Below are 26044 nucleotides of genomic sequence, written 5' to 3'. Positions count from 1 at the left end.
AGACAAGAAACAGATGGCGGAGCTTACGATCCGGCCGGACGAGATCCGGGACGCCCTTGAGCGCTTCGTCCAGGCGTACGAGCCGGAAGGTGCCGCGCGCGAGGAGATCGGGACCGTCGTCGACGCCGGGGACGGCATCGCCCATGTCTCCGGTCTGCCCTCGGCGATGGCGAACGAGCTGCTCGAGTTCGAGAACGGCACTCGCGGTCTGGCGCTGAACCTCGACGTCCGCGAGATCGGTGCGGTCGTCCTGGGTGACTTCAGCGGCATCGAGGAAGGCCAGCAGGTCCGCCGTACCGGCGAGGTCCTGTCGGTGCCGGTCGGCGACGACTTCCTCGGCCGCGTGGTCGACCCCCTGGGCAACCCGCTCGACGGCAAGGGCCCGATCGCCGCCGAGGGCCGCCGTGCCCTCGAGCTGCAGGCCCCCTCGGTGGTCCAGCGCCAGCCGGTGAAGGAGCCGCTGCAGACCGGCCTCAAGGCGATCGACGCCATGACGCCGATCGGCCGCGGCCAGCGTCAGCTGATCATCGGCGACCGCGGCACCGGCAAGACCGCGATCGCGGTCGACACCATCCTCAACCAGCGGGAGAACTGGCTCTCCGGCGACCCGAACCGCCAGGTTCGCTGCATCTACGTCGCCGTCGGCCAGAAGGGCTCCACGATCGCCCAGGTGCGGGGCCGCCTCGAGGAGGCGGGCGCGCTGGAGTACACCACGATCGTCGCCGCTCCGGCCTCCGACCCCGCGGGTTACAAGTACATCGCCCCGTACACCGGTTCTGCCATCGGCCAGCACTGGATGTACCAGGGCAAGCACGTCCTGATCGTCTTCGACGACCTGACCAAGCAGGCCGACGCCTACCGCGCCGTGTCGCTGCTGCTGCGCCGCCCGCCGGGCCGTGAGGCATTCCCGGGCGACGTCTTCTACCTGCACTCCCGGCTGCTGGAGCGCTGCGCCAAGCTCTCGGCCGACATGGGCGGTGGCTCGATGACCGGTCTGCCGATCATCGAGACCAAGGGCAACGACGTGTCGGCGTTCATCCCGACCAACGTCATCTCCATCACCGACGGCCAGTGCTTCCTGGAGACCGACCTGTTCAACGCCGGCGTCCGCCCGGCGATCAACGTCGGTGTCTCGGTCTCCCGAGTCGGCGGTTCCGCCCAGGTCAAGGCCATGCGCAAGGTGGCGGGCACGCTCCGTCTCTCGCTGTCCCAGTACCGCGACCTGGAGGCCTTCGCGGCCTTCGCCTCCGACCTGGACGCGGCCTCCCGCGCCCAGCTGGAGCGCGGCGCCCGCCTGGTCGAGCTGCTCAAGCAGCCGCAGTACAGCCCGTTCCCGGTCGAGAAGCAGGTCGTCTCGGTGTGGGCCGGCACGACCGGCGAGCTTGACGACGTGCCGGTCGAGGACATCCGCCGGTTCGAGGGCGAGTTCCTCGACTACCTCGGCAGCACCCGCAAGGGCGTCTTCGACAGCATCCGCGAGACCAAGGAGCTGACGGACGACACGGTGACCACCCTCAAGGACGCCATCACGGAGTTCAAGAAGGGCTTCACCACGTCCAGCGGCGAGCTGCTCGTCAGGGACGAGCCGGTGGAGGCCCTGGACGCCAGCGCGGTGGGCCAGGAGAAGGTCGTCAGGCACGTCCGCAAGGCCGAGGCGAAGTAGCCCATGGGTGCCCAGCTTCGACAGCTGCGGCGGCGGATCAAGTCGGTCAAGTCAACCGCGAAGATCACCCGTGCGCAGGAGCTGATCGCCTCGTCGCGCATCGTCAAGGCGCAGCAGCGGATGCAGGCGGCCGTGCCGTACGAGCGGGAGATCACGCACGCCGTGTCGGCGGTCCTGTCGAACACGTCGAACGTCGATCACCCGCTTACGGTGGCCAAGGAGCAGCCGGCGACGGCAGGCGTCCTGATCGTCACCAGCGACCGCGGCTTCGCCGGCGGCTACAACGCCAACATCCTCCGTGAGGCCGAGGCGCTGAAGGGTCACCTGACCGGCCGCGGCCTCGCCGTGAAGCCGTACGTCGTGGGCCGCAAGGGCATCACCTGGCACCGCTTCCGCAGCCGGGAGATGTTCGGCGAGTGGGACGGCTTCTCCGACAACCCGTCGTACGGCAACGCCAAGGAGATCGGCGACACCCTGATCGAGGCCTTCAAGGCCGAGGACGGGATCGACGAGATCCACATCGTCTACACCGGGTTCGTCTCGATGCTGACGCAGAACGTGATCGTCAGGCGGATCCTGCCGCTCGAGGTCGAGGAGGCGGAGGCGGCCCCCGAGGGCATCCCGCCGTACTACGAGTTCGAGCCGACGGCCGGTGACGTGCTTGATTCGCTGCTGCCGCGCTACATCGAATCGCGCATCTACAACGCGTTGCTCCAGTCGGCGGCCTCCGAGCACGCCGCCAGGCGTCGCGCGATGAAGTCGGCCACCGACAACGCCAACGAGCTCATCCGCGTGTTCACCCAGCAGATGAACCAGGCGCGCCAGGCCGAGATCACCCAGGAAATCAGCGAGATCGTCGGTGGCGCGAACGCGCTGGCTGACGCCGCAGCGGGGAAAGAGTGAAATGACCGCACAGACTGTTGAGACCACCGTGGGCCGGGTCGCCCGCGTCACCGGTCCGGTCGTCGACGTGGAGTTCCCCGTCGAGGCCATGCCGGACATCTACAACGCGCTCACCGTCGATGTCGAACTCGCCGGCGAGACCAAGACCCTGACGCTGGAGGTCGCCCAGCACCTCGGCGACAACATCGTCCGGGCCATCTCCATGCAGCCGACCGACGGCCTGGTGCGCGGTGCCGCCGTCTCCGACACCGGCGCGGCGATCTCCGTGCCCGTCGGCGACGCCGTCAAGGGTCACGTGTGGAACGCCCTCGGCGAGCCGCTCGACGCCGACAAGGCGTCGCTGCAGATCACCGAGCGGTGGCCCATCCACCGCCAGGCCCCGGCCTTCGACCAGCTCGAGGCCCGTACGGAGATGCTGCCCACCGGCATCAAGGTCATCGACCTGCTCACGCCGTACGTGAAGGGCGGCAAGATCGGTCTGTTCGGCGGCGCGGGCGTCGGCAAGACCGTTCTGATCCAGGAGATGATCCGCCGCGTCGCGCTGAAGTTCTCGGGCACCTCGGTGTTCGCGGGCGTCGGCGAGCGTACCCGTGAGGGCAACGACCTGTGGCTGGAGATGGAGGAGGCGGACGTCCTCAAGGACACCGCGCTCGTCTTCGGCCAGATGGACGAGCCCCCGGGCACCCGTCTGCGGGTGGCGCTGTCCGCTCTGACCATGGCGGAGTACTTCCGCGACGTGCAGAAGCAGGACGTGCTGCTGTTCATCGACAACATCTTCCGGTTCACGCAGGCGGGTTCGGAGGTGTCCACGCTGCTCGGCCGTATGCCGTCCGCCGTGGGTTACCAGCCGACCCTCGCCGACGAGATGGGCGTGCTCCAGGAGCGCATCACCTCGACCCGTGGCCACTCGATCACCTCCATGCAGGCGATCTACGTGCCCGCGGACGACATCACCGACCCGGCGCCGCACAACGCGTTCGCGCACCTCGACGCGCAGACCGTTCTGTCCCGGCCGATCTCGGAGAAGGGCATCTACCCCGCGGTGGACCCGCTCGACTCCTCCTCGCGGATCCTCGACCCGCAGATCATCGGTGAGGAGCACTACGCGGTCGCCCAGGAGACCAAGCGGATCCTGCAGAAGTACAAGGAACTGCAGGACATCATCGCCATCCTGGGCATCGACGAGCTCTCCGAAGAGGACAAGGTCACCGTCCAGCGGGCGCGCCGCATCGAGCGGTTCCTGTCCCACCCGATGTACGCCGCCGAGGCGTTCACCGGCCAGCCTGGTGAGTTCGTGCCGCTGGACGAGACCATCGCCTCGTTCAAGGGCCTGTGCGCCGGCGAGTACGACCACCTGCCCGAGCAGGCCTTCTTCATGGTGGGTGGCATCGAGCAGGCCATCGCCAAGGCGAAGGAACTCGAGCGCTAGGACGCCTTCGACGCCTGTACGGCCCGGCTGAGGCCGGGCCGTACAGGCGTCCGTCGAAAGGGAGCTGAGAAGTGGCAAAGCTTCGCGTGGGCGTCGTGTCGCCGGAACGTGAGATTTGGACGGGCGAGGCCGACATGGTCATTGCCAAGACCGTGGACGGTGAGATCGGTATTATGCCGAACCACGCTCCCGTTCTCGGTGTCCTCGTCGAGGGCGGGGTGCTGCGCGTCAAGCGTGACGAAGGCGACCTCGTGGCCGCGGTGCACGGCGGGTTCATCTCCGTCGCCGACAACGACGTGTCGATCCTTGCCGAGGAGGCGGAGCTCGGCTCCGAGGTCGACGTCGCGCGGGCCAAGGACGCGCTGCAGCGTGCTCAGGCCTCGATCGAGGCCGACCAGGAGGACGTGGACGCACGGCTCAAGGCCAAGCGTGCGGCTGCCCGGCTGCGGGCGGCCGGCGAAGAGGCCTGACAGCAGAGGAGGAGGCGGCAGTGACGGCGCTTGGGATACTCGCGGGCGTCTTCGCCGTGGCCGCGCTCCTCGTCATCCGCGGTTTCGCCCTGGCACGTGCCAGGGGCACGATCGTCTGCCGGGTAGGGGACGGCCGGGGAGGCTGGAAGAGCGGGGTCGCCCGCTACGTAGGGGGAGAGCTCCACTGGATCCCGTTCCTGGGACTCGGATTGAGGCCGCGCCACGCGATCGCGAGGCGCGGCCTCACCGTTTCCAGCCGGAGGATGCTCGGCAGGGGTGAGGGGCCCGTCGGCTACTGGACCGTCGTCTGCTCGGCGGACCGCTCGGTGGCGAGCGCCACCCGGCCCGTCATGGCGGGCCCGCTGTGCCTGGCGATGAGCGAGGACGCCCTGACCGGCTTCCTCGCCTGGCTGGAGTCCGCCCCGCCCAGCGCCCACCTCGACGCCGCCTAACCCCCTCCCTCATTCCGTGATCTTGTAGTTTGTCGCAGACGTGCCCGCTGAGCTGGCGCGATCCGCTCCGTGATCATGCACAAGGGCGAACATAAGGCAGTCTGACCATGCACTTATGCGCTTCGTGATCATGCAATTGCAAGATCACGAAGCGCATAAGTGCATGTCACCGGCCTAACGGCGATTTTTCTGCTTGATCACGAACGGTCCCGCCGCAGGTCGCGCGGGGTCGTTGCGACAAACTACAAGATCACGCCCGTGGGGTGGGGGGTTAGCGGGTGGCGCCGGGCTTCCAGAGGATCTCGTCGCCGGCGGAGGCCACGCGGCAGAGGATGAACATCAGGTCGGACAGGCGGTTGAGATACTTGGCCGTCAGAGGGTTCACGTCGTCATGGCTCTCCAGAGCCGCCCAGGCCGACCGCTCGGCCCGCCGTACGATTGTGCGGGCGAGGTGAAGGAAGGCCGCGGGCGGGGCGCCGCCCGGAAGGATGAAGCTGCGCAGCGGCTTCAGTTCCTCGTTGAACCGGTCGCACTGCTCTTCGAGCCAGGCGACGTACGACTCCTCCACGCGCAGAGGCGGAAACTCAGGGTCCTCCACGACCGGGCAGCACAGGTCGGCACCGACGTCGAACAACTCGTTCTGCACCCTGCTCAGGACCGCCGTGACCGCCTCGGGCAGACCCCCTGTAGCGAGGGCCACGCCGATGGCGGCGTTGGCTTCCTCCACGTCCGCGTAGGCGGCCAGGCGAGGGTCGGTCTTGCGGGTGCGGCTCATGTCACCCAGGGCGGTCGTGCCGTCGTCGCCCGTCTTCGTGTAGATCTTGGAAAGGACGACCGGCTTGTCGTTGTCGGCTCGAGTCATGCCGCTCAGCGTAGTCACCGCCGCCGGGTCACTGAGCGGTGGCCGCCATGGGGTCTCCGGAGGCGAAGGTGCGGCGGAAGATGTACACGCACGCCTCGATGAGCTGCTCTGTGGGCGGGGACGGCTCGGTCACCACCCACTCGATGAGTAACTCGGTGAGGGCGCCGATGAGGCCCAGAGCCAGCAGATGGAGGTCGAGGGGAGGCATCCGGGTCGCGCCCTGCGCCGAGGACTCGATGACCTTGGTGAACGAGGCCACGGCCTGCTGGCGGGCGCCGCTGAGCACGTTGCCCGCCCGGCGCACCTCCAGGTGCATGATGCGGGCCCGCCGTACGTCCTTGGTGACGAAGTGGACGTATTCGGCGATGCCGGCGACGATTCGGTCGTCGAGAGTGGGCGGGGCCTTGTCGATGGCTTCGGTGACCGACGCCAGGGTCTCCTCGATGCATCTCTCGTAAACCGCGCGCATCAGGTCCTCGCGGCTGGAGAAGCATTCGTAGAAGGCACGATTGGAGATGCGCGCCGTCGCGCAGAGCTTCTCGATGGTGGTTGCGTGGAAGCCGGGCTGGGCGAACAAGGTGTATGCGGCCGTTATGAGCCGTTCCCTCCTGTCTGCAAGCCTTTCGGCAGCCGACATCCCCCGATAGTCCCGTCCCGCCACTTTTCACCTCACTGTGTCATGGTCCCCCCAGAACTCACATTATGAACGCAAGATCCTTTTCATGGAAGTGCTGGGAAATAAGCAGTTCGGGGCTATGCCAAAGATGGTCAATTGCTTGACAAGGTCGTCAAGAGGACAGCATTCTTACCACTTGTGACAGGGTGATGTCGATGCAATTGCATCGGCAATTACATCGACCAGGGACACGGTGGCGCCCGATGGGGAGGCGAGACTGCCAGTGCGGCCGGTGAACCCGGCCGCACGGAAGGAACGCGAGACGCCCTCGACCGGGCGCCGGCCGATCCGCCGTACGGCGGACACGTGGGGGTCACCCGTCGCGGCGGCTCTTCCACCGGAACGTGGTGACGCACAGGACGAGGCCGCCGACCAGCCAGACGGCCAGGACCACGGCGACCCGGCCCAGTTCGTACGACCCGGTCACCTCCAGGGCGGCGCCCGCGTCCCCGAGGAAGACTGACCTGAAGCCCTGGCACATCCACTTCAGCGGGAAGAGCGAGGCGATGTTGATCAGCCACTCGGGCATCTGCGTGAAGGGGATGAACACCCCGGAGATGAACTGCAGCACGACGAACGGCATGCTGATGACCGCCGCGGCGCTCTTCGCCGAGCGGGGCAGGCTGCTCGCCGCCACGCCCAGCAGGGCCGAGGCCGAGACGCCGAGGACGAACACCCAGGCGAACGTCAGCCAACTGGACGGCGCGCTCGGCAGGTCGAGGTCGTACATCACCACGCCGATGGCGAGCAGGGCCACCGAGGACAGGAACGCGATGACCAGGACGTTGATGACCTTGCCGATGAAGTAGGCGGCGGGCGGCATGGGGGTTCCGGCCAGCCGCTTGAGCGTGCCGTCGTCGCGGTCGCCTGCGATGCCGATGCCGAGGTTCTGGAAGCCGGCGCCCATTACGCCGGCGCCGAGCAGTCCTGCGGTGTAGAGCTGCGAGACCGTGACGCCGGTCCCTTCGAGGCTGCCGGAGAAGATCGAACCGAACAGCACGAGCATGATGATCGGGAAGGAAAAGGTGAAGACCACGGCGTCCTTCTCACGGAAGAACATCTTGGTCTCCAGCAGGCCGCGAGCCATTCCGGTGGCGAGGGTGGACGGCATGCGGCCGGCGGGGCGGCCGGCGGGGGGCGCGGCGATGTCGGTCATGGGGGCCTCTCGCGGGTACGGGGAGACGAGGAAACGGGGGAGTGCGGCGTCAGGACGGTTCGATGAGCCGGAGGTAGATGTCCTCCAGCGTGGGCCGCGTGACGGTCAGGCCCGGAACCTCCCCGTCGTACCTGTGCGACAGCTCGATCACGGTCTTCGTGGGGTTGTCGGTCTCGATCTCGCCCTCCGACCAGGTCACCCGGGCCGACGCGGTGCCTCGCCCGCCCAGGGTCGCGGGAGTGCCCTCGGCGACGATCCGCCCGCGCGCGACGACCGCGACCCGGTCGGCGAGCGCTTCGGCCTCGTCGAGGTAGTGGGTGGTCAGCACGATCGTCGTGCCGTCGCGCGCGAGGCCCGCGATGAGCTCCCAGAACAGGCGCCGGGCCTCGGGGTCGAAGCCCGTGGTGGGCTCGTCGAGGAACAGCAGCTCAGGGTCGCCGATCACGCCGAGGGCGACGTCGACCCTGCGCCGCTGGCCGCCGGACAGCTGGCGGACCCGTTTCCCCGCGCTGGCGGTGAGCCCGACCTGCTCGATGACCTCGTCCGGGTCCCGGGGCCGCGGGTAGTAGCTCGCGAAGTGCCGTACGGTCTCCCGCACGGTCAGTTCGGCCGCGTCGTTGGCCGTCTGCAGCACGATGCCGACGCGTGAACGCCAGTCCCGGGTGGGTTTGGCGGGGTCGACGCCCAGCACGCTGACCTCTCCGGAATCGCGGGACCGGTAACCTTCGAGGATTTCCACCGTGGTGGACTTGCCGGCGCCGTTCGGGCCGAGGATGGCGAATACCTCACCCTGCCGGATGGTGAGGTCGAGACCGGCGACGGCCTGAACGTCGCCGTACCGCTTTGTTAGGCCGTTTACATATATGGCGTTTTGCACGGCTCAATGATGCACCACCCCCTCTTAGGGGGATCAGGCAGAGTAATGCTTCGCGAACCGGTGTTCCGCTCAGAAGAGCGTGGGATTCTCCGGCTCGATGCCGCGCAGGGCGTCGTAGTCGAGCGTCACGCAGTCGATGCCGCGGTCGGCGGCGAGCACGCGGGCCTGCGGCTTGATCTCCTGGGCGGCGAAGACACCCTTGACCGGGGCCAGCAGAGGGTCGCGGTTGAGCAGTTCGAGATAGCGGGTGAGCTGCTCCACGCCGTCGATGTCGCCGCGCCGCTTGATCTCCACGGCGACCGTGCCGCCGAGGTGGTCGCGGCACAGGATGTCCACGGGACCGATCGCGGTCATGTACTCCCTGCGGACCAGCGTCCAGCCGTCCCCGAGGGTGGTGATGTGCTCGGCGAGCAGCTCCTGCAGGTGAGCCTCGACGCCGTCCTTGCGCAGGCCGGGGTCGACGCCGAGTTCGTGGCTGGAGTCGTGCAGGATCTCCTCGATCGTCAGCACGAGCTTCTCGCCCGTCTTGCCGTGCACCACCGACCAGGTGGTCACGCCGTCGATCGTCTCCTCGCGGACCTTGCAGGGAGGGTTCATCCAGTTCAGAGGCTTGAACGCCCGGTCGTCCGCATGGATCGAGACCGAGCCGTCCGCCTTGATGAGGATGAGCCGGGGGGCCATGGGGAGATGGGCGGTGAGCCGTCCCACGTAATCCACGCTGCACCGCGCGATGACCAGCCGCATGGGGGCCAACCCTACCGGGCGCGCAGAGGTCAGGAGCCGTTCTGGGAGACTGTCCGCGTCGCAGCGCCGCTGCCCGGCCCGTGTCAGGCGCGTCCGCGCGTACGCCGGCCGAGCCGGTGCTGGAAGAATGAACTGTCATCTCCCGTTCTGCCTGACATGCGCTTCCCGGAAGGACGCCCGCTGTGAGCCCCCGCCGTGCCCGTCGCCGCGGCCCTTTCGAACGCCAGGACGGCCGTGCCGTACGGCCGGTCGGCCCCCAGGTGGCCGGGGTGGACCGCGTGGAGAGCGCGCACGACGGCGACTGGGTCGTCCGGAACGTCTCCGGCGCCGGCCAGGGCAAGGCGTACCGGTGCCCGGGTTGCGAACAGGAGATCAGGCCGGGGCTGCCCCACGTGGTGAGCTGGCCGGCCTGGTCCGGGGGAGAGGACGAGCGGCGGCACTGGCACACCGCGTGCTGGCGCAACCGGGCCAACCGGGGTCCGGGCCGCAGCCGCTACTGACACGAGCTTTCGAGGTGGGAATGGACATCAGGGCATCCACGGTGCTGCCTGCCCGGCGCGAGGACATCGAGCTGCGTACGGCCGACGGGCTGACCCTCGTCGGCGAGCTGGCGCTGCCGGAGAGCCGGCCGCCGGTGGCGACGCTGGTCTGCCTGCACCCCCTGCCCACCCACGGCGGGATGATGGACAGCCACGTGCTGCGCAAGGCGTCCTATCGGCTTCCCGCGCTCGCCGACATCGCCGTGCTGCGGTTCAACACCCGGGGCACGACCTCCGACAGGGGGACGTCGCAGGGGGCCTTCGACGGGGGCGAGGCGGAGCGGTGGGACGTCGCCGCCGCCCTGGAGTACGCCGACTTCCACGACCTGCCCAACGCCTGGCTGCTCGGCTGGTCGTTCGGCACCGAGCTGGCCCTGAAGTGGGGGCGCGACCCGATCGTGCGGGGCGCGATCCTGCTGTCGCCGCCGCTGAAGCGGGCCGGCGACAAGGACCTCGCCGCCTGGGCCGAGTTCGGCCGTCCGCTGGTGGCCCTGGTGCCGGAGCACGACGACTACCTGAGGCCGGAGGAGGCAGGACAGCGGTTCGCGGCGGTCCCGCAGGCCGAGGTCGTCGGCGTGGACGGGGCCAAGCACCTGTGGGTCGGCGAGCCGTACGTGCGGATCGTGCTGGACGAGATCGTCAAGCGCGTGAACCCGGCCGCGGCCCCGTTACCCACCACGGTGTGACCGGGCCGGGGATCGCGAATCGGTGACGAACGCCGGCCGCGGGCGCGCGGCGCGTTAACGTGACCTGATGCAGCTGTACGCGCGATCCGCCGGGAGCGGCCTGCCGGTCGTCCTGCTCCACGCGTTCCCCCTGTCCTCCGCGATGTGGCTCGCCCAGCGCGAAGGCCTCGCGGCCGTCTGCCGGGTGATCACCCCCGACCTGCGCGGCTTCGGCGGCACGGTGCTCGGCGACGACGAGCCCTCGATCGACCGCATGGCCGACGACGTGGCGCACCTGCTCGACCAGGAGGGGCTCGACCGCGCGGTGGTCGGCGGCCTGTCCATGGGCGGCTACGTGGCGATGGCGCTGTGCCGCCGCCACCCGGACCGCGTACGCGGCCTGATCCTCGCCGACACCAAGGCGCAGGCCGACCCGGAGCCGGTCCGGGCGAACAGGGAGCGGATCGCCGCGGCGGTCCTGAGCGGCGGCACGGACATCCTGGTGACCGAGTCGCTGCCCACGCTCGTCGGGGCGACCACCAAGGAGAGCAGAGGCATGGTCCTCGGGCGCGTGCGCGGGCTCGTCCAGGCGGCGCCGCCCGCGGCCGTCGCGTGGGCCCAGCGGGCGATGGCCGCCCGGCCCGACGCGTTCGGCACGTTGCGGGCCCTGACGGTGCCCGCGCTGGTCGTCGTGGGCGACGAGGACGAACTGTCGCCTCTCTCGGACGCCCAGGCGATGGCGGAGGCCATCCCGCAGGCGCGGCTGGCCGTCATCGAGAAGGCGGGCCATCTGTCCGCAATCGAGCAGCCCGAGGCGTTCAACCGGGTCGTCGCGGACTTCGTCGCATCCATCAGGTAGCGATCGGGCCTCCTACGCGGCGGACCGCGGGATGACGCGGAACGGGGCCCGGCGCGATGCCGGGCCCCGTTCGTTCAGCCGTCAAAGACTCCCCGATCGTCCAGTCGACTACTCCTGCCACCACTCCGCGTCGTCGTCGCTCTTGGTGGAGCTGATCGGCTCCACGACCGGCGTGGCGGGCACGGCCGGCTTCTCCGCGACCGGCGGAGCCGACAGGGCCGGCTTCGGCGGGGCGGCGGTGACGGGCGCCGGCTCCGCGGCGTCCATGCCAGGCAGCGGCGCGCCGCCCAGCAGCTGACGGAGCTGGGCGAGGTGGCTGGTGATGCTGTCGCGCTGGCGGGTGAGCTCGTCCACCTGGCGCTGCATCGCGGAACGGGTGCGCTCGGCCTCGTTCTTGGCCTCGGTCACGATCGTGTCCGCGCTGGACTTGGCGTCGGCCACGAGCTGGTCGGCGTTCTTGCGGGCGTTGGCCAGCAACTGCTTGGCGTGGGTGTCGGCCTCGCGGCGGGTCTGCTCGGCCTGCTGCGTGGCCTTGGCGGCCCGCTGCTCGGCGGTGGCGGCGCGCTGCTCGGCCTCGGCCACCAGCTTCTGGGTGTTGGCCTGGGCGGTGGCGTGCCGCTCGGCCTCCTGGCGCTCGGCGTCCTCGCGGCGGGCGGCGAGCTGGATCTCGAACTCCGCCTCGTCCTGAGCGCGCTTGGCCTCGGACTCCTCCAGGATCCGCTGCGCCTGGGCCCGCATCTCGTCGGCCTGGCGCTTGGCGGTGGTGAGCACCTCGTCGCGCTCGCGCTTGGTCGAGGCCCGCAGCTGGGCGACCTCGCGCTCCGTCGTGGTGCGCAGCTTGGCGATCTCGCGCTCGGCGTCGGCCCGCTTCTCGGCGACCTCGTGGTCGGCGGTGGCGCGGATCTTGGCGACCTCGCGCTCCGTCGTGGCGGTCAGCTCGTCGGACTCGCGCCGCGCCGTCGAGCGGATCTCCTCCGCGTCGCGCTCGGCGTTGCTGCGCATCTCCTCGGCCTCGCGTGTCGCGAGCGCCCGCTTCTCGGCCGCCTCGTTCTCCGCCGCGGCCCGCAGGTCGGCGGCGTCCACCTTCGCGGCGGCACGGATCTCGTTCGCCTCCGACCTGGCCGCCTGGACGAGCTCGGTGGCCTGCTCCTCCGCCAGCCTGAGCAACTGCTCGATGCGGGCGCCGAGGCCGGAGTAGGTCGGCCGCTCCTGCTCCTGCAGCTGGCGCTGGGAGTCGGACAGCTCACGCTGGAGAGCGCCGACCTGTTCCTTCGCTTGACGCAGTTCTGTGTCGAGAGTCTTCAGGTGGTCGTGGACCTGGTGCCGGTCATAACCCCGGAGCACCACGTCGAATTCGCGAGAAGGGGCGTCCTCGAAGAAGTTGTTGAGCTGGGCGTCGATGTCGGACTGCATGAGGCTCGATCCTGGTTGTCGAGACGGCTACAGGGGCCGGACGGGGGGTCGTTCCGAGGCGAGGAAGCCGGTGTGGCGTCCACGTCCGGTGGTCGCCAGCGTACTCCGGTACTGCCGCGTTGGAGGCCCCGTCCGACTTTCTGCGCGACTTGTTACGTATGAACGTTTCTTGTGTTGCTTAGCGCCTGGACGTCTCGACGAGCTCGGTGAGAACTCCTCCCACATCCTTGGGATGCAGGAACGCGATGGAGGCTCCCATCGACCCGTGCCTCGGCCGCTCGTCGATCAGGCGCACGCCCTTGGCCCCGATATCCTCCAAGGCTTTGGTGACGTCCGCCACGCCGTACCCGATATGATGCACGCCCTCGCCCCGCTTGGCGAGGAACTTGCCCACGGCGGTGTCGGGGTGCAGCGGTTCGAGGAGCTGGACGTACGACGCGCCGTTGTCGCCGTCGGCCACGTGCAGCATGGCCTCCCGGACGCCCTGCTCCTCGTTCACCTCGCGGCTGACGACGGTCAGCCCGAAGACGGACTCGTAGAACTCGATCTTCTCTTCCAGGTTGTGGCAGGCCACGCCCACGTGGTCGATCCGCAGCAGCATGGCGGCTCCCTTCGACGGTTACGTCACGGCCGCCCGCGTCCGGGCGGCCGTACTACTCCTGGGTATGGTGACACCGTCGCCTGGATCACGTAGTGGAGGGTCCCATGTCTGGTTCCGTCATCGTCGCCGGAGCACGCACACCGATCGGACGGCTCCTCGGTTCGCTCTCCGGCCTGTCGGCCGTCGAACTGGGCGGAATCGCGATCAAGGCCGCGTTGGAGCGCGCGGGCGTCTCCCCCGATCAGGTCCAGTACGTGATCATGGGGCAGGTGCTCCAGGCCGGGTCCGGTCAGATCCCGTCGCGTCAGGCGGCCGTGAAGGCCGGCATCCCGATGACCGTCCCCTCCCTCACGATCAACAAGGTCTGCCTGTCGGGCCTGGACGCGATCGCGCTGGCCGACCAGCTGATCCGCGCGGGCGAGTTCGACGTCGTCGTCGCGGGCGGCATGGAGTCGATGACCAACGCGCCGCACCTGCTGCCCGGCCTGCGCAAGGGCGTGAAGTACGGCGACGCGGGGATCGTGGACTCGATGGCCTACGACGGGCTCGTCGACGCGTACGACCAGATCGCGATGGGGGAGTCCACCGAACGCCACAACGCGAGGTTCGGCGTGACCAGGGAGGAGCAGGACGAGTTCTCCGCGCGGTCGCACCAGCGCGCCGCCGAGGCGACGGAGAAGGGACTGTTCGACGACGAGATCGTCCCGGTGCCGCTGCCGCAGCGCAAGGGGGACCCGGTGCTGTTCGCCGCGGACGAGGGCATCCGCGCCGAGACGACGGTCGAGGTCCTGTCGAAGCTGCGCCCGGCGTTCGGCGCGGACGGCACCATCACGGCGGGATCGGCCTCGCAGATCTCCGACGGGGCCGTCGCCGTGGTCGTGATGTCCAAGGCCAGGGCGGAGGAGCTGGGCCTCGAATGGCTGGCCGAGATCGGCGCGCACGGCAACGTGGCCGGCCCGGACAACTCGCTCCACTCGCAGCCCGCCAACGCCATCAAGCAGGCGCTGGGCAAGCAGGGGCTGTCCGCGGACGACCTCGACCTGCTGGAGATCAACGAGGCGTTCGCCCAGGTCGTGTTGCAGTCGGTGAAGGATCTCGGCGTCCCGCTCGACAAGGTCAACGTCAACGGCGGCGGCATAGCGCTCGGCCACCCGATCGGCGCGTCCGGCGCCCGGATCGTGCTGACCCTGGCCCACGAGCTGAAGAGGCGCGGCGGCGGCCTCGGCGCGGCCGGCCTGTGCGGCGGTGGCGGCCAGGGCGACGCGCTGATCATCCGGGTGCCCGAGCCCGGCGCCTGAGGGGCCCGCTCGTGGACGTCCGTGAGCTCGTCGGCCAGGCCAGGAGTGGACGGCCGCGCGCGGTGGCGCGGCTGATCTCGCTGGTGGAGAACGCGGTGGAGAACGCCGTGGAGAGGGCCGTGGGGAACGCGGCCGGCGTCGCGGGTCACGCCGGGGGAGACCCGGCGGCGAGCCGTGCCCTGCGCGAGGCGATGGCCGAGCTGGCCACCGGCGCCGCCCGGCCGTACAGCGCCAGGGTCATCGGCCTGACCGGCTCACCGGGCGTCGGCAAGTCGACGTCGACCGGCATGCTCATCCGGGCGTTCCGCAGGCGCGGCAGCAGGGTGGGGGTGCTGGCGGTCGACCCGTCCAGCCCGTTCACCGGCGGCGCGCTGCTCGGGGACCGCGTACGCATGCAGGACCACGCGACCGACCCAGGCGTCTTCATCCGGAGCATGTCGACCCGGGGGCATCTCGGCGGCCTCGCGTGGGCCACGCCGCAGGCGCTGCGCGTGCTGGAGGCCGCCGGGTGCGACGTGATCCTCGTAGAGACGGTCGGCGTCGGGCAGGCCGAGGTGGACATCGCCCGCCTGGCCGACACGACCGTCGTCATCCTCGCGCCGGGCATGGGCGACGGCGTGCAGGCGGCCAAGGCGGGCATCCTGGAGGTCGCCGACGTCCTGGTGGTGAACAAGGCCGACCGCGATGGCGTCCAGGCGACCGTGCGGGAACTGCGGTACATGACGGGCCTCGTCGAGGCGGCGTGGCGGCCTCCGATCGTCACGACCGTCGCTTCGAGAGGCGAGGGCGCCGAGGACCTGCTGGCAGCGCTGGACAAGCACCAGGCGTACCTGGAGGAGTCAGGCGAGGCCCGCAGGCGGCGGCTGGCCCGGGCCCGCGACGAGATAGAGGCCATCGCGCTGGCCCAGCTCAGGTCGCGCTTCGCGGTGCTTCACGGGGATCGCCTCGACGCGCTCGCCGAGCGGCTGCTCGGCGCCGAGACCGACCCCTACGCCGCCGCCGACGACCTCATCGCCGCGCTCGGCTGAGCCGTGCGGACCGAGTCCCCCGTACGGCTCTCGCGTCCCGGCGGCCGACGGGTCAGGGCTCGCCGGCGTACGTGACCGTGATCTTGGTGAAGCCGAGGGACTTCAGCATGCCCTCCATCATGGCCTTGGCGTTCTGGTCGGCCCGCGAGCGCAGGTCGCTGGCGGCCGCCGCCTCCGCGATCTTGCGCTCGGCCAGCACGTAGAGCTCCTGCTGGTTCTGCGGGGACGACGACAGGAAGTCGGAGATCCGGTCGAAGATGCCCCGCTCCTGGGCGAAGACGTACGACCGCTTGTTGTCGAGGTTGGGCTTCTCCAGCTCGGCGTGCGGCAGCCGCACCGTCACAGCTGTGCGGTCGGGTGAGACCGTGATGGCGTCCTTGGGCAGGGCGGAGAAGTCCACGTAGGCGTCCACGTTCCCGGCTCCGATGAAGAGCGTGCGAGAGCCCTTGATCGCGTCGGGCACGAACTTCGCGTCCTTCTCCAGGTCAACGATGACCTGGAAGTTGCCGGTGGCGGCCTCGAACCGGCTCAGGTCCTGCATCGACCGGAGCAGCGCGGGGCCGCTGCGGTCGATGCCCTGCTCGCCCAGCGGGTCGAGCCAGGACCAGGTCAGCCGGGCGCCGACCACGAGCAGCAGGACCACGAACAGCAAGCCGGCGAGCACCCGCCAGCCGCGCCTGGGGCGGTGTGCGGGGGCCCCGGCGCTCGCCGTGGCGTCGGTGGCGGCGCCGGCGTCGGCCGGCGCGAACGAGGGACGGCTCTGACGGTCCACGGCGACAATCTTCCCGATATTCCCGCGCTCTCACGTAACCCAAGATCGATTCTGTGTCGGAGCCGGGTTTCGGAAGTCCGAAACCCGGCTTTCCGCCCGATCCCTCGCAATCCGGGCCCCCGCGTCCCGCGTGCCGCGCGTTCCGTGTGCTGTGAGCGCCGTGAGCGCCGCGCGTTCCGTGTGCCGTTAGCGCCGTTAGCGCCCTGAGGGCCGCGTGGTCAGGCGCGGCCCGGCCCTTCGGCGCCCCGCCTCACGCCGCGTGGTCACCGGGCCGGGCGTGTCCGGGTGGGCGCTACTGGGTGGGCGCTACTGGGTGGGCGCTACTGGGTGGGCGCTACTGGGCGGGGGCCAGGAGCGCGCCGGGCACGCCGGCCACACCGGTGTCCTCGGGCGCGTCGTCCTGGGGGTCCGTCTCGTCGGCGTCCGTGACGTCGCCCGTGGCGGGCCGGCCATGGTCGGTGCGCCCGCCGCTCTGGCCGGGCACGCGCTCCGGACGGGCCCGCCGCCCGCTCCTGGCGTCGTCCGCGCCCTGGCCGTTCCCACGAGATCCTCCCGCCCTGCCGGAGACGCCCTGCCCCGGCCGCCGCCCACGGTCCTGGGCGTTGTCCCGGCGCTGTGACCCTCCCTGTGCCCCTCCCTGGGCGCCTTTCTGGGCGCCGCCCTGGGACGCGGGGCCGGTCGGAGTGGGCGACGGGCTCGCGCCGGGCGCTCCCGGCCGATCGGAGGACGCCGTGTCCCCGGGCCTGCCGGTCCTCGGCCGCCAGGGGTGCGGCGCGTGCCTGCGGCCCCGCACCCAGGGGTCGTGTCTCCGGGCGCCTTCGCGGCCCGGCATGCCCCACGCCCCCGGACCGTTCCGACCCGCTGGACCCTGCCCCCCTGAGCCCTGGCCCGCTGGGTTCTGGCCTGCGGGGCTCGCGCCGGGAGGAGAGGGCCACGGCGAAGCGGACGGGTTCTGGCCGGTCCACGTCGCACCCGATCCGCCGGGGCGCGGGTCCGCGCCCTGGCCCCAGCCCGGCTCCGGGCTCACCGGCACGCCGGTGGCGACGGCCGCGCCCGGCTTGGTCGGCTCGATCGGATAGTTGGGCGTGTACGCGGGGGTGGGGTTCACCGGATAGGTCGTCGCCACGGGCTCGGCGGGGCGGGAGCCGCCGCCGAAGTGCTTGGCCTGCAGCCCGCAGGAGACGAAGTCGGAGTAGAACATGTGCAGCCAGTCGTGCCGCTGGGCCTCCGACAGTTCGGAGAACCAGATGGACGCCTGGTGGTGCTCGCGCAGCGGTCCGCTGGGCAGCGAGGCGCCCCGCAGCCAGGCGACCACGATGCTCCGGTAACCCGCGGCCACGGTTCCCGGGCAGGGGCGGGCCAGGCGGTCGAGGAACTCGGTGGCCGCCCGCTGGGCGTACCCCGACCCGAGGTCGTCGAGGTGGACGACGACCACCTCGGGCCCGGCCGGGTCCTTGTCGCCGAACGCCCGCTGCTCGACCCTGCGGAACGCCGCCGGCGTCCCGTCCAGGCGCATGGCGAGCGCGGTGAACACGGTGGCGAGTTCGGCCAGGCCCCCGCGCAGCGCCGGATGCACGCACACGCTGATCGGCCATTCCTGACAGACCAGGCGCTCGCTCACGGGCACCGTCCGCGGCACCGTGACGAGCCGGGCGGCGCCTGTTCCCGCCGCCAGGACGGCGATCACCGCGGCGGCCAGCGCCAGCGTCCGCCGGGTCACCAGGGCCACCCAGCCGAGGAGCAGCGCGGTGCTGAGGCCCAGCAGCCAGAGCGTCTGGTCCGTGTACGCGGTCTCGCTGACGCCGCCGATCAGGTCGTACGGCTCGCCCGCGGCGGGCGTGAGCCGGTCGGCCCAGTGCGGGCCGGTGGCCAGCCAGGTGAACAGCGCGTACGTGCCGGCGCCCGCGATCAGCGGGACGACGACGACAGGCACGAGCCAGCCCAGGATCCAGCCGACCACGACGTAGAGCCCCAGCCCGGCGACGGACATGGCGAGGCCGCCGGGCAGCATCGCGCCGCCCTGCCCGGTCAGCGCGGCGCGCAGCCCGAGCAGCAGCACGGTCGCCCCGAAGGAGCCGGTGACGACCGCGATGATCGACAGCGGCGCCCGTGCGGCCCGCCACGGCGTCAGGACGCGGCCCCGCTCGGCTCTGCGCCTGCGGAAGGCCACCCAGGCCGCGAACGCGGCTCCGAGCGGTCCCGTCAGTCGCAGCGAGCCGATGACGGCCGCCACTATGTCATCCCAGTCCATGAAACCGGGAATGAGGACGCTCCACGCGGCGACGAGCGCCAGAACGAGCAGCACGGTCGCCGCGACCAGCGCGCCGTGTCTCAGCTCACCGCGTGAACCGCCCCTATGCTCACCCACAGCAGGGCGCGGCACCTGGCCACGCCGCCGAAGTCCGGCGCGCATGCGGCGCCGGGACAGCGATGCTGTCCATTGAGAATCTCCCCCGTGTCTGTGTGAGCGGTGCGCGAACCGACGCCGTTCCCCGTGGCGCTGGTCTGCCGGCCGGCCTCGCCTCGTCCGCCGTCGGACGCGTCCCCGCGGCCCCCCTCACCTCGGCGGGTCAGCCCCGGATATCCGGGTGGCCCACGAGGCAAGCTCCGCGAGACGTCCTCTAGCAGACGGGGTTCCCCGTGCCGCCGGGTTTGCCGCCGCCTCACCTTTCGACGTGGCAACCATAACGGAGCGTGACCCGGACGGGGGGAGTTCTGGGGTCAAGGAATGAATCCGGTTACGCTCGGTGCGCTGGTCGATCTTGGTCGGCGTCGCGCTACCGTATATCGCTGTGTCCGTTCCGCCCAGCTCAGAGCCTTCGCCCAGGGGTGGCTCCCGGCCGCTCAAGCTCCCGTTCGACCCGATCGAGCGGGCGGCGGAGACGTGGCGTTCGACGTTCGGGCCGTCGTCCGCCATGGCCGCCGTCACGTCGATCATGAGAGCCCATCAGATCCTGCTGGCGCAACTGGACACGCTGCTCAAGCCGTACGACCTGACCTTCGCCAGGTATGAGGCCCTTGTGCTGCTCACGTTCAGCAGGGCCGGGTCGCTGCCGTTGTCGAAGATCGGCGAGCGGCTGATGGTGCATCCGACGAGCGTGACCAACACGGTGGACCGCCTCGAGCGGGCCGGTCTGGTGCGCCGCATGCGCAATCCCCGGGACGGCCGCGGCGTGCTCGCCGAGATCACCGACGAGGGCCGCGACATCGTGCGGCGGGCCACGGCCGACCTGATGGGCGCGGGTTTCTGCATGGGCATGTACGACGACGCCGAACTCGGCGAGATGTTCGATCTGCTGAAGACCCTGCGTGTCGCCGCGGGGGACTTCGGCCCCTGACGAGGCCCCTGACGAGGCCGATCTCGGGCTGTGGCGGAGCCGCGGTGTGTCACCGGGGCCCCGCCACCGCCGTGGAAGGTCAGCGGCCGACGGCGCGCAGGGCGTCGACGATGCCCTTGCCGTAGAAGCCGTTGCCCGACGGGCCGCCCTCACAGGTGTGCGTGGCGGTCACCGTGGAGCCGCTCGGCAGGATCCGCGTGTAGGTGAAGTCGGGCGGGTTCGGGCAGGCCGTCTTGGTGGCCGTGCCCTTGAGGATCGCCTCCACCGTGTCCGGGTTCATCGTCAGGCCTCCGCGGGCGCGGTCGCGCTCGCCGTACCGGCTGACGATCAGCGCCGCGACGCCGGCCGCGCGCGGCGAGGCCATCGAGGTGCCCTGGAGGTACTGGTAGTAGGCGCAGACCGCGCCCTTGCAGTCCTTCACGACGTAGTCGACGGTGGGGTTTCCGTTCGCGTCGATCTCGCCGTTGGCGACGGCGAGCGCCTTGGGGTAGGCCGAGAGCGTCGCCTTGGTGATGTCCCTGGTGTTGCCGGGGGTGTCGTAGACGTCGCCGCCGGGGGAGGCCACGTCGACGTAGCCGTTGCCGTAGCTCGAGTAGTACGACTTCCGCTTGCTGATGCCGGTCGAGGAGACCGCGATCACGTGCTCGGCCTCGTTCGGCAGGGAGACGCAGGACGGGGGGATGGTCCGGGTCCTGATGGCCTGGCCGGGGAAGGTGGCGTAGTCGGGGCTGGTCGCGTCGGTGTTGGTCTTGGTGTAGTCGATCGCCTGGTTGCCCGCCGCGCCGACGAGCGTCACGCCGCGCGCGTGGGCGTAGTCGATGGCCCGCTGGGTGGCGGCGATGTACAGCCGCTGCTGGGCCTGCTCCTCGGGGCTGTCGGCCGGGTTGTCGGCGCAGTTGAACAGCCACGGGTCGATGTAGTAGCTCATGTTGACCACGTCGACGCCGATGTCGCCCGCGTAGGTGAGGGCGTCGACGGTGGGCTGGAGGAAGAAGTAGCCCGAGTCCTGGCCGGCCCGCAGGTTCACGATCGTCACCTTCGGAGCGACGCCCGCGATGCCCAGCTTGTTGATGGGCGCGGCGATCGACGAGGCGACGTGGGTGCCGTGGCCGTCCTCGTCCACGTCGTTCGGGTCGGTGCAGGACCCGTCGGGGTCCTCCTCGCACGGCCCGTCGATCACGTCGCCGTTGGCGTCCGCCGGCACGTCGACGGTGAAGTTGCGGCTGAGCCTGCGGTCGAAGTTGGGCGCGATGTCGGGGTGCGAGCCGTCTACGCCGGTGTCGAGCACGCCGACGAGGACGCCCTTGTCTCCCTGCTCGAACTTGTGGGCCTCGTTGGCGCGGATCTGCTTCAGGTCCCACTGGAAGTCGGCGAGCGGCTCGTCCTTGACGTTGCGCCCGCGCGGGGCGCCCGGGCCGCCCCGGCCCTCCCTCTCCACGGCCCTGTTCTTGGCATGGGGCCCGGCCTTCCTCGCGGGGGACGCCTTCGCGTCGTCCGGCGCGGTGCCGATCACCCGGTTGCGTGCGACCCCCTCGACGGCCGCGGCGCCCTGCAGCGCGCTCGCGAAGCCGGGGTTGGCGCTGCTGACCGTGGCCAGCCCGACCTGGGCATTCACCTTGACCATGCTGCCGCCGGCCGCTTCGATCGCCTTCTGGGCGTCCGCCGCCGCCGTGCCTTCCTTGAACAGGACCATGTATTCGGTCTGGGCCGCCGCCTCGGCTGCCGTCGGTACGGCCTGCGCGGGCGTGGCGAGTGCCGCCACCATCACCGCGGTCGCGGCGACGAGTGTAAAGCGCTTCACATCCACCTCCGTGTGGACTTCAAGGGCGCTGCCCATGCTTGAAGATTTCTCCGCTGTGTCAAAGGTCCACAGGAATTCGCGACCAACGTGTGACATGACTGTCGTGGAGGCGGATTTGTCGATCGGCCGGGACCGGGGGCGAGGGTGGCCGACTTTAATAGGACGTCCTAGTATCTTCTCGAAGAGTGAGACATGGGGAGGGGCGCATGGATCCGGACGCGACGAGTGCCGAGTCGATCGAGGCGGGCAGGGCCCGTTGGCAGGCGCGGCACGACGCCGCCGTCAAGCGGGAGCGCGAGTTCCGCACCCTGTCCGGGCTGGAGGTGGACCCCGTCTACGGGCCGCCCGGCGACGACCCCCGCTTCGGGCGCATCGGCTGGCCGGGGGAGTTCCCCTTCACCCGTGGCCTGTACGCCACCGGCTACCGCGGCAGGCCCTGGACCATCCGCCAGTTCGCCGGGTTCGGCAACGCGCGGCAGACCAACGAGCGCTACAAGATGATCCTCGGCGCAGGGGGCGGCGGCCTGTCGGTGGCGTTCGACATGCCGACGCTCATGGGCCGCGACTCCGACGACCCCCGCTCGCTCGGCGAGGTGGGCCACTGCGGCGTGGCGATCGACTCCGCCCTCGACATGGACCTGCTGTTCGACGGCATCCCGCTCGGCGACGTCACGACGTCCATGACCATCAGCGGGCCCGCCGTACCGATCTTCTGCATGTACGTGGTCGCCGCCGAGCGGCAGGGCGTGCCGGTCGGGAAGCTCAACGGCACCCTCCAGACGGACATCTTCAAGGAGTACATCGCGCAGAAGGAGTGGTTGTTCGCCCCCGAGCCGCACCTGCGCCTGATCGGCGACCTCATGGAGTTCTGCGCCGCCGAGATCCCCGCGTACAAGCCGCTGTCGGTCTCCGGCTACCACATCCGCGAGGCCGGCTCAACGGCCGCGCAGGAGCTGGCCTTCACCCTCGCCGACGGCTTCGGCTACGTCGAGCTGGGCCTGTCGCGCGGGCTCGACGTGGACGTCTTCGCGCCGGGCCTGTCGTTCTTCTTCGACGCGCACATCGACTTCTTCGAGGAGATCGCGAAGTTCCGCGCCGCCCGGCGCATCTGGGCCCGGTGGATGCGCGACGTGTACGGCGCGCGTACGGAGAAGGCGCAGTGGCTGCGCTTCCACACCCAGACCGCGGGGGTGTCGCTGACCGCGCAGCAGCCGGACAACAACATCGTCCGCACCGCGATCGAGGCGCTGGCGGCCGTGCTCGGCGGCACGAACTCGCTGCACACCAACGCGCTCGACGAGGTGCTCGCGCTGCCGTCGGAGAAGGCCGCGGAGATCGCGCTGCGCACCCAGCAGGTGATCATGGAGGAGACGGAGGTCGTCAACGTCGTCGACCCGCTGGGCGGCTCCTGGTACGTCGAGGCGCTGACCGACCGGCTGGAGGCCGAGGCGGAGAAGATCTTCGCGAGGATCCGCGAGATGGGCGGCGACGGCACGATGACCGCCGGCATCCTGCGGGGCATCGAGGACGGCTGGTTCATGTCGGAGATCGCCGAGTCGGCCTTCGACTACCAGCGCAAGCTGGAGAAGGGCGACAAGCGCATCGTCGGCGTGAACTGCCACACCGCGACCACCGAGCAGCCGCTGGAGATCCTGCGGATCAGCCACGAGGTCGAGGTCGAGCAGCGCGGGGTGCTGGCCGAGCGGCGGGCCGCGCGGGACCAGAAGGCCGTCGACGCGGCGCTGGCCGCCATGCGGGCCGTGTCCAAGGGCGAGGGCAACATGATCCCGCCCATGCTGGACGCCGTACGGGCCGAGGCCACGCTGGGCGAGATCTGCGACGTGCTGCGCGAGGAGTGGGGCACCTACTCGGAACCCGCCGCCTTCTGAGTGTCTTCCGGCGCCGGCGACGTGCCCGGCCGAACGCGACGAGCAGACTGATCAGAAGGCGGGTGGCGAGGATCGCCGTGGCGACCAGGCGCGCCAGGCGAGGGTCTCTGCCCGCAATCTCCGGTCGGCTGCCGCGGACCGGGCGCCTCAGGCGGGGGCGAGCGCGGCGATGCGGTCGAGGAGGGACTCCAGGGTCTTGTCGTCTGTGGCGGGGGCCATGACGGTCACCCGCAGGTGGCGTACGCCGCCGAGTTCGGTAGAGGTCAGGTGGAAGGAGCCCTCCTCCAGCAGGGTCTCGCGGATCGCGGCCTGGTCGCCGTCGCCGTACCGGAAGCAGACGATGTTGCTCTCCGGCTCGTACGGGCAGTGGAAGCCGGGCCGCTCGCGGGCCAGCCGCCAGAAGCGGTGCGCGGTGGCGTACCGCCCCGCCACGTAGTCGCCGAGGTCCCGCTCGCCCCTCCAGGCGAGGTTGAGGAACACCTTCAGCCCGAGCGCGGCCTTGGTGCACTCCACGGTCCTGCCGATCAGGTCGAACCCCTGGTCGCCGTAGAACAGGTAGCTGGCCCGCTGCCGGAACGCGGCGTCCAGGTCGCCCTCGCGCCGTACGAGCACGGCGGCCACGAGGCCGGAGGTGCGCAGCATCTTGTGGGCGTCCCAGATGACCGAATCGGCCAGTTCGACGCCGTCGAGCAGGTGGCGGTGCTCCTCGCTGAGCAGAGCCGACGCCCCGTGCGCGCCGTCCACGTGGAACCACAGCCCGTGCTCGGCGCAGAACTCGCCGATCGGCCGCAGGTCGTCGTAGAGACCCGTGCCGGTGGCGCACGCGGCCGCCACCAGGGCCATCGGCCGGCGGCCCGCCCGGCGCACCCGGTCGAGCGCCTCGGGCAGCCGTGCCACGTCGATCCTGCCCAGGTCGTCCACGTCGAGCGGCACGACCGCGCGCTCGCCGAGGCCGAGGATCGCCGCCGCCCGGGTGACGGAGTAGTGCGCCGACGGCGGCGCGAGCAGGGCGAGATCGGCGGGCACGCCCTCGGTCCACGCGTCGGGGGCGGCGGCGGCCCGCGCCGCCAGCAGCGCCGTCAGGTTGGCGAGCGACCCGCCGTGGGTGAACACCCCGGAGCCCTCTGGGAAGCCGATCTTGCCGAGCATCCAGCGCAGCACCTCGAACTCGACCGTCGCCGCGGCGGCCCCCATCTCGTAGATCGCCATGGGGTTGTTGATCGCGCCGTGGACGAAGTCGGCCAGCGCCGCGGGGAAGTCGGGCGCGGCCGTCTGATGGGCGACGTAGGCCGGGTGGTGCAGCCGCGTTCCCTCCGCGAGATAGGCGCCGAGCCACTCCCGGTAGCTCTCCGGCGTCATGCCGCCCTCCCGGATCCAGCGGGCGAGATCGAGCAGCCCGGCCAGCTCACCGGGGGGCCTGCGGCGGATCACCGGCACCGCTCCCGCCTGGCTCTCCCGCACGTACGCGGCGAGTTCGCGCACGGTCGACTCGGCGGCGTGGACGAATTGGTCGATGTCCCAGGTGCGATTCGGTGTCATGCCGGGATGATGGCCCTTCTGTGCATCGATTCGCCACAATGGCCGAATCTCCGGAGGAAGGATCGCATGGCCGCCGAACTGGATTCGACCGACAGGAAGATCCTGGAGCTGCTGCAGAATGACGCGCGGTTACCCAACAAGGATCTCGCCCAGCGGGTCGGCGTCGCCCCCTCCACCGCGCTCGAACGCGTACGGTCGCTGCGCCGGCGCGGACTGATCAGGGCGTTCCGCGCGGAGGTGGACACGCAGGCGCTCGGCCGCCCGCTGGAGGCGCTGCTGGCGCTGCGCGTACGGCCCCACACGAGCCAGCTCGTCGACCCGCTGCGGGCGTTCGTGCTCGGGCTGCCTGAGACGGTCGCGCTGTTCCATGTGGCCGGTCCGCAGGATTTCCTGGTGCACGTCGCGGTGCCCGACGCCGATCACCTGCACCGCATGATCCTGGAGCGCGTCCTGGTCCGGCCGGAGATCGTCCACGTGGAGACCACGCTGATCTTCCGTACCGAGCGCAGGACCGTCCAGGGCCCGGTGAGCTGAGGAGACGGCCGGGGAAGGGCTCTCTCAGACCCCCACGGTCCCGTCGACGCCCTCGCGCAGGAAGTCGGCGTGGCCGTTGTGCCGGGCGTACTCATGCATCAAGTGCAGCATCACCAGCCGCAGCGACACCTCCTCGCCCCACCTCGGCGCGTAGGCGGTGACGTCGAGCGACTCGGCCGCGCGCTCGATCCTGCGGGAGTGCTCGACCTCCGCCTGCCAGACGGCGAACGCCTCCGCGCCGGTGGACCCGCCCGGGTCGTACGCCGCCTGGTAGTCGCCCTCCTCCGACCACACCAGCGGCACGTCCTCCTCGCCGATCACCCGGCGGAACCAGGCGCGCTCGACCTCGGCCATGTGCCGCACCAGGCCGAGCAGCGAGAGCGTCGACGGCGGCATCGACCTGCGGCGCAGCTCCTCGTCCGACAGGCCGTCGCACTTGAGCGCGAGCGTCGCCCGGTGGTAGTCGAGGAAGGCGCGCAACGTCTCACGCTCACCGGCGGTGCACGGCGGGCCGACGCGTTCCACGGCCATGTTCT

25 protein-coding genes are annotated in these 26044 nt (G+C 70.6%); 13 read left to right on the top strand and 12 right to left on the bottom strand.

Annotation, left to right across the window (positions count from 1 at the left end):
• Nucleotides 1-13 precede the first annotated feature (13 nt).
• The 5 genes from atpA to HHX31_RS22400 all read left to right on the top strand — a co-directional run bounded on the left by atpA (nucleotide 14) and on the right by HHX31_RS22400 (nucleotide 4917).
• Nucleotides 14-1663: a F0F1 ATP synthase subunit alpha gene (atpA, locus tag HHX31_RS22420; RefSeq protein ID WP_169950299.1), complete on the top strand. Its 1650-nt coding sequence runs from the start codon at nucleotides 14-16 to the stop codon at nucleotides 1661-1663.
• Between the two features lie 3 nt (nucleotides 1664-1666).
• On the top strand, nucleotides 1667-2566 hold the full coding sequence (locus HHX31_RS22415) for a F0F1 ATP synthase subunit gamma (RefSeq protein WP_169950298.1): 900 nt from the start codon (nucleotides 1667-1669) through the stop codon (nucleotides 2564-2566).
• Nucleotide 2567: 1 nt separating this feature from the next.
• Nucleotides 2568-3995, top strand: coding sequence for a F0F1 ATP synthase subunit beta (gene atpD / locus HHX31_RS22410; protein WP_169950297.1), 1428 nt, complete (start codon nucleotides 2568-2570; stop codon nucleotides 3993-3995).
• Nucleotides 3996-4066: 71 nt separating this feature from the next.
• On the top strand, nucleotides 4067-4465 hold the full coding sequence (locus HHX31_RS22405; protein ID WP_169950296.1) for a F0F1 ATP synthase subunit epsilon: 399 nt from the start codon (nucleotides 4067-4069) through the stop codon (nucleotides 4463-4465).
• Nucleotides 4466-4485: 20 nt separating this feature from the next.
• On the top strand, nucleotides 4486-4917 hold the full coding sequence (locus HHX31_RS22400) for a DUF2550 family protein (RefSeq protein WP_169950295.1): 432 nt from the start codon (nucleotides 4486-4488) through the stop codon (nucleotides 4915-4917).
• A 271-nt stretch (nucleotides 4918-5188) separates the two neighbouring features.
• Here HHX31_RS22400 and HHX31_RS22395 read toward each other — a convergent pair whose 3' ends face one another.
• The 5 genes from HHX31_RS22395 to nucS form a co-directional block, all read right to left on the bottom strand.
• A complete protein-coding gene (locus HHX31_RS22395) occupies nucleotides 5189-5779 on the bottom strand; it encodes a cob(I)yrinic acid a,c-diamide adenosyltransferase (RefSeq protein ID WP_169950294.1) in 591 nt (196 codons plus the stop codon).
• Nucleotides 5780-5807: 28 nt separating this feature from the next.
• Nucleotides 5808-6416, bottom strand: a complete 609-nt coding sequence (locus HHX31_RS22390) for a TetR/AcrR family transcriptional regulator (RefSeq protein WP_169950293.1) — start codon at nucleotides 6414-6416, stop codon at nucleotides 5808-5810.
• A gap of 352 nt (nucleotides 6417-6768) precedes the next feature.
• Nucleotides 6769-7611 carry an ABC transporter permease gene (locus HHX31_RS22385; RefSeq protein WP_169950292.1) on the bottom strand — a complete coding sequence of 281 codons (843 nt, stop codon included), beginning with the start codon at nucleotides 7609-7611 and terminating at the stop codon, nucleotides 6769-6771.
• A gap of 49 nt (nucleotides 7612-7660) precedes the next feature.
• Entirely contained in the window at nucleotides 7661-8488 is an 828-nt protein-coding gene (locus HHX31_RS22380; RefSeq protein WP_311932164.1) for an ABC transporter ATP-binding protein, read from the bottom strand.
• Between the two features lie 69 nt (nucleotides 8489-8557).
• Entirely contained in the window at nucleotides 8558-9232 is a 675-nt protein-coding gene (gene nucS / locus HHX31_RS22375) for an endonuclease NucS (RefSeq protein ID WP_169950291.1), read from the bottom strand.
• A gap of 182 nt (nucleotides 9233-9414) precedes the next feature.
• Here nucS and HHX31_RS22370 point away from each other — a divergent pair, with 182 nt between their 5' ends.
• The 3 genes from HHX31_RS22370 to HHX31_RS22360 all read left to right on the top strand — a co-directional run bounded on the left by HHX31_RS22370 (nucleotide 9415) and on the right by HHX31_RS22360 (nucleotide 11295).
• Nucleotides 9415-9732, top strand: a complete 318-nt coding sequence (locus HHX31_RS22370) for an ATP/GTP-binding protein (RefSeq protein WP_169950290.1) — start codon at nucleotides 9415-9417, stop codon at nucleotides 9730-9732.
• Nucleotides 9733-9752: 20 nt separating this feature from the next.
• Entirely contained in the window at nucleotides 9753-10457 is a 705-nt protein-coding gene (locus tag HHX31_RS22365) for an alpha/beta hydrolase (protein WP_169950289.1), read from the top strand.
• A gap of 67 nt (nucleotides 10458-10524) precedes the next feature.
• Nucleotides 10525-11295 carry an alpha/beta fold hydrolase gene (locus tag HHX31_RS22360; RefSeq protein WP_169950288.1) on the top strand — a complete coding sequence of 257 codons (771 nt, stop codon included), beginning with the start codon at nucleotides 10525-10527 and terminating at the stop codon, nucleotides 11293-11295.
• A gap of 108 nt (nucleotides 11296-11403) precedes the next feature.
• On the opposite strand, the gene HHX31_RS22355 is transcribed toward HHX31_RS22360, so the two are convergent.
• Complete coding sequence (locus HHX31_RS22355) at nucleotides 11404-12708, bottom strand: DivIVA domain-containing protein (RefSeq protein ID WP_169950287.1); 1305 nt, start codon at nucleotides 12706-12708, stop codon at nucleotides 11404-11406.
• Between the two features lie 178 nt (nucleotides 12709-12886).
• On the bottom strand, nucleotides 12887-13309 hold the full coding sequence (gene mce, locus HHX31_RS22350; protein WP_169950286.1) for a methylmalonyl-CoA epimerase: 423 nt from the start codon (nucleotides 13307-13309) through the stop codon (nucleotides 12887-12889).
• A 104-nt stretch (nucleotides 13310-13413) separates the two neighbouring features.
• Between mce and HHX31_RS22345 the strand changes: the two genes are divergently transcribed.
• Both HHX31_RS22345 and meaB read left to right on the top strand, forming a co-directional pair.
• The gene (locus HHX31_RS22345) at nucleotides 13414-14607 is read left to right on the top strand and encodes an acetyl-CoA C-acetyltransferase (protein WP_169950285.1); all 1194 of its coding nucleotides are present in this window, start codon (nucleotides 13414-13416) and stop codon (nucleotides 14605-14607) included.
• Nucleotides 14608-14618: 11 nt separating this feature from the next.
• The gene (meaB, locus tag HHX31_RS22340; RefSeq protein ID WP_169950284.1) at nucleotides 14619-15635 is read left to right on the top strand and encodes a methylmalonyl Co-A mutase-associated GTPase MeaB; all 1017 of its coding nucleotides are present in this window, start codon (nucleotides 14619-14621) and stop codon (nucleotides 15633-15635) included.
• Between the two features lie 52 nt (nucleotides 15636-15687).
• Here meaB and HHX31_RS22335 read toward each other — a convergent pair whose 3' ends face one another.
• Nucleotides 15688-16407 (bottom strand): DUF4230 domain-containing protein, encoded by a 720-nt coding sequence (locus HHX31_RS22335; RefSeq protein ID WP_311932163.1) that lies wholly within the window; start codon nucleotides 16405-16407, stop codon nucleotides 15688-15690.
• A gap of 334 nt (nucleotides 16408-16741) precedes the next feature.
• Nucleotides 16742-18775, bottom strand: coding sequence for a hypothetical protein (locus HHX31_RS22330; RefSeq protein WP_169950283.1), 2034 nt, complete (start codon nucleotides 18773-18775; stop codon nucleotides 16742-16744).
• Nucleotides 18776-19199: 424 nt separating this feature from the next.
• On the opposite strand from HHX31_RS22330, the gene HHX31_RS22325 reads away from it, so the two are divergent.
• Nucleotides 19200-19745, top strand: a complete 546-nt coding sequence (locus HHX31_RS22325) for a MarR family transcriptional regulator (protein ID WP_169950282.1) — start codon at nucleotides 19200-19202, stop codon at nucleotides 19743-19745.
• Nucleotides 19746-19824: 79 nt separating this feature from the next.
• Here the strand turns inward: HHX31_RS22325 and HHX31_RS22320 are convergent, their stop codons facing one another.
• The gene (locus HHX31_RS22320; RefSeq protein WP_311932162.1) at nucleotides 19825-21546 is read right to left on the bottom strand and encodes a S8 family serine peptidase; all 1722 of its coding nucleotides are present in this window, start codon (nucleotides 21544-21546) and stop codon (nucleotides 19825-19827) included.
• Nucleotides 21547-21752: 206 nt separating this feature from the next.
• Here HHX31_RS22320 and HHX31_RS22315 point away from each other — a divergent pair, with 206 nt between their 5' ends.
• A complete protein-coding gene (locus tag HHX31_RS22315) occupies nucleotides 21753-23435 on the top strand; it encodes a methylmalonyl-CoA mutase (protein WP_169950281.1) in 1683 nt (560 codons plus the stop codon).
• 147 nt (nucleotides 23436-23582) lie between these two features.
• Here HHX31_RS22315 and HHX31_RS22310 read toward each other — a convergent pair whose 3' ends face one another.
• Entirely contained in the window at nucleotides 23583-24974 is a 1392-nt protein-coding gene (locus tag HHX31_RS22310) for a pyridoxal-dependent decarboxylase (protein WP_169950280.1), read from the bottom strand.
• A 66-nt stretch (nucleotides 24975-25040) separates the two neighbouring features.
• Between HHX31_RS22310 and HHX31_RS22305 the strand changes: the two genes are divergently transcribed.
• Complete coding sequence (locus tag HHX31_RS22305; protein ID WP_169950279.1) at nucleotides 25041-25508, top strand: Lrp/AsnC family transcriptional regulator; 468 nt, start codon at nucleotides 25041-25043, stop codon at nucleotides 25506-25508.
• A 24-nt stretch (nucleotides 25509-25532) separates the two neighbouring features.
• On the opposite strand, the gene HHX31_RS22300 is transcribed toward HHX31_RS22305, so the two are convergent.
• Nucleotides 25533-26039, bottom strand: coding sequence for a DinB family protein (locus tag HHX31_RS22300; RefSeq protein ID WP_169950278.1), 507 nt, complete (start codon nucleotides 26037-26039; stop codon nucleotides 25533-25535).
• Nucleotides 26040-26044 lie beyond the last annotated feature (5 nt).

Origin of the sequence: Microbispora sp. H11081, assembly GCF_012999535.1 — a bacterium.
Taxonomy (GTDB): Bacteria; Actinomycetota; Actinomycetes; order Streptosporangiales; family Streptosporangiaceae; genus Microbispora.
Note: the sequence above shows the minus strand (reverse complement) of the source record. Positions and strands in the feature narration are given on the sequence as shown.

Bases quoted from the DNA above. Each gene is read 5' to 3' on its own strand.
- nucS (WP_169950291.1), bottom strand. From the start codon at position 9,232: ATGCGGCTGGTCATCGCGCGGTGCAGCGTGGATTACGTGGGACGGCTC.
- atpA (WP_169950299.1), top strand. From the start codon at position 14: ATGGCGGAGCTTACGATCCGGCCGGACGAGATCCGGGACGCCCTTGAG.
- HHX31_RS22360 (WP_169950288.1), top strand. From the start codon at position 10,525: ATGCAGCTGTACGCGCGATCCGCCGGGAGCGGCCTGCCGGTCGTCCTG.
- HHX31_RS22300 (WP_169950278.1), bottom strand. From the start codon at position 26,039: ATGGCCGTGGAACGCGTCGGCCCGCCGTGCACCGCCGGTGAGCGTGAG.
- HHX31_RS22395 (WP_169950294.1), bottom strand. From the start codon at position 5,779: ATGACTCGAGCCGACAACGACAAGCCGGTCGTCCTTTCCAAGATCTAC.
- mce (WP_169950286.1), bottom strand. From the start codon at position 13,309: ATGCTGCTGCGGATCGACCACGTGGGCGTGGCCTGCCACAACCTGGAA.
- HHX31_RS22390 (WP_169950293.1), bottom strand. From the start codon at position 6,416: ATGTCGGCTGCCGAAAGGCTTGCAGACAGGAGGGAACGGCTCATAACG.
- HHX31_RS22345 (WP_169950285.1), top strand. From the start codon at position 13,414: ATGTCTGGTTCCGTCATCGTCGCCGGAGCACGCACACCGATCGGACGG.
- HHX31_RS22315 (WP_169950281.1), top strand. From the start codon at position 21,753: ATGGATCCGGACGCGACGAGTGCCGAGTCGATCGAGGCGGGCAGGGCC.
- HHX31_RS22385 (WP_169950292.1), bottom strand. From the start codon at position 7,611: ATGACCGACATCGCCGCGCCCCCCGCCGGCCGCCCCGCCGGCCGCATG.
- HHX31_RS22355 (WP_169950287.1), bottom strand. From the start codon at position 12,708: ATGCAGTCCGACATCGACGCCCAGCTCAACAACTTCTTCGAGGACGCC.
- HHX31_RS22415 (WP_169950298.1), top strand. From the start codon at position 1,667: ATGGGTGCCCAGCTTCGACAGCTGCGGCGGCGGATCAAGTCGGTCAAG.
- HHX31_RS22310 (WP_169950280.1), bottom strand. From the start codon at position 24,974: ATGACACCGAATCGCACCTGGGACATCGACCAATTCGTCCACGCCGCC.
- atpD (WP_169950297.1), top strand. From the start codon at position 2,568: ATGACCGCACAGACTGTTGAGACCACCGTGGGCCGGGTCGCCCGCGTC.
- HHX31_RS22365 (WP_169950289.1), top strand. From the start codon at position 9,753: ATGGACATCAGGGCATCCACGGTGCTGCCTGCCCGGCGCGAGGACATC.
- HHX31_RS22305 (WP_169950279.1), top strand. From the start codon at position 25,041: ATGGCCGCCGAACTGGATTCGACCGACAGGAAGATCCTGGAGCTGCTG.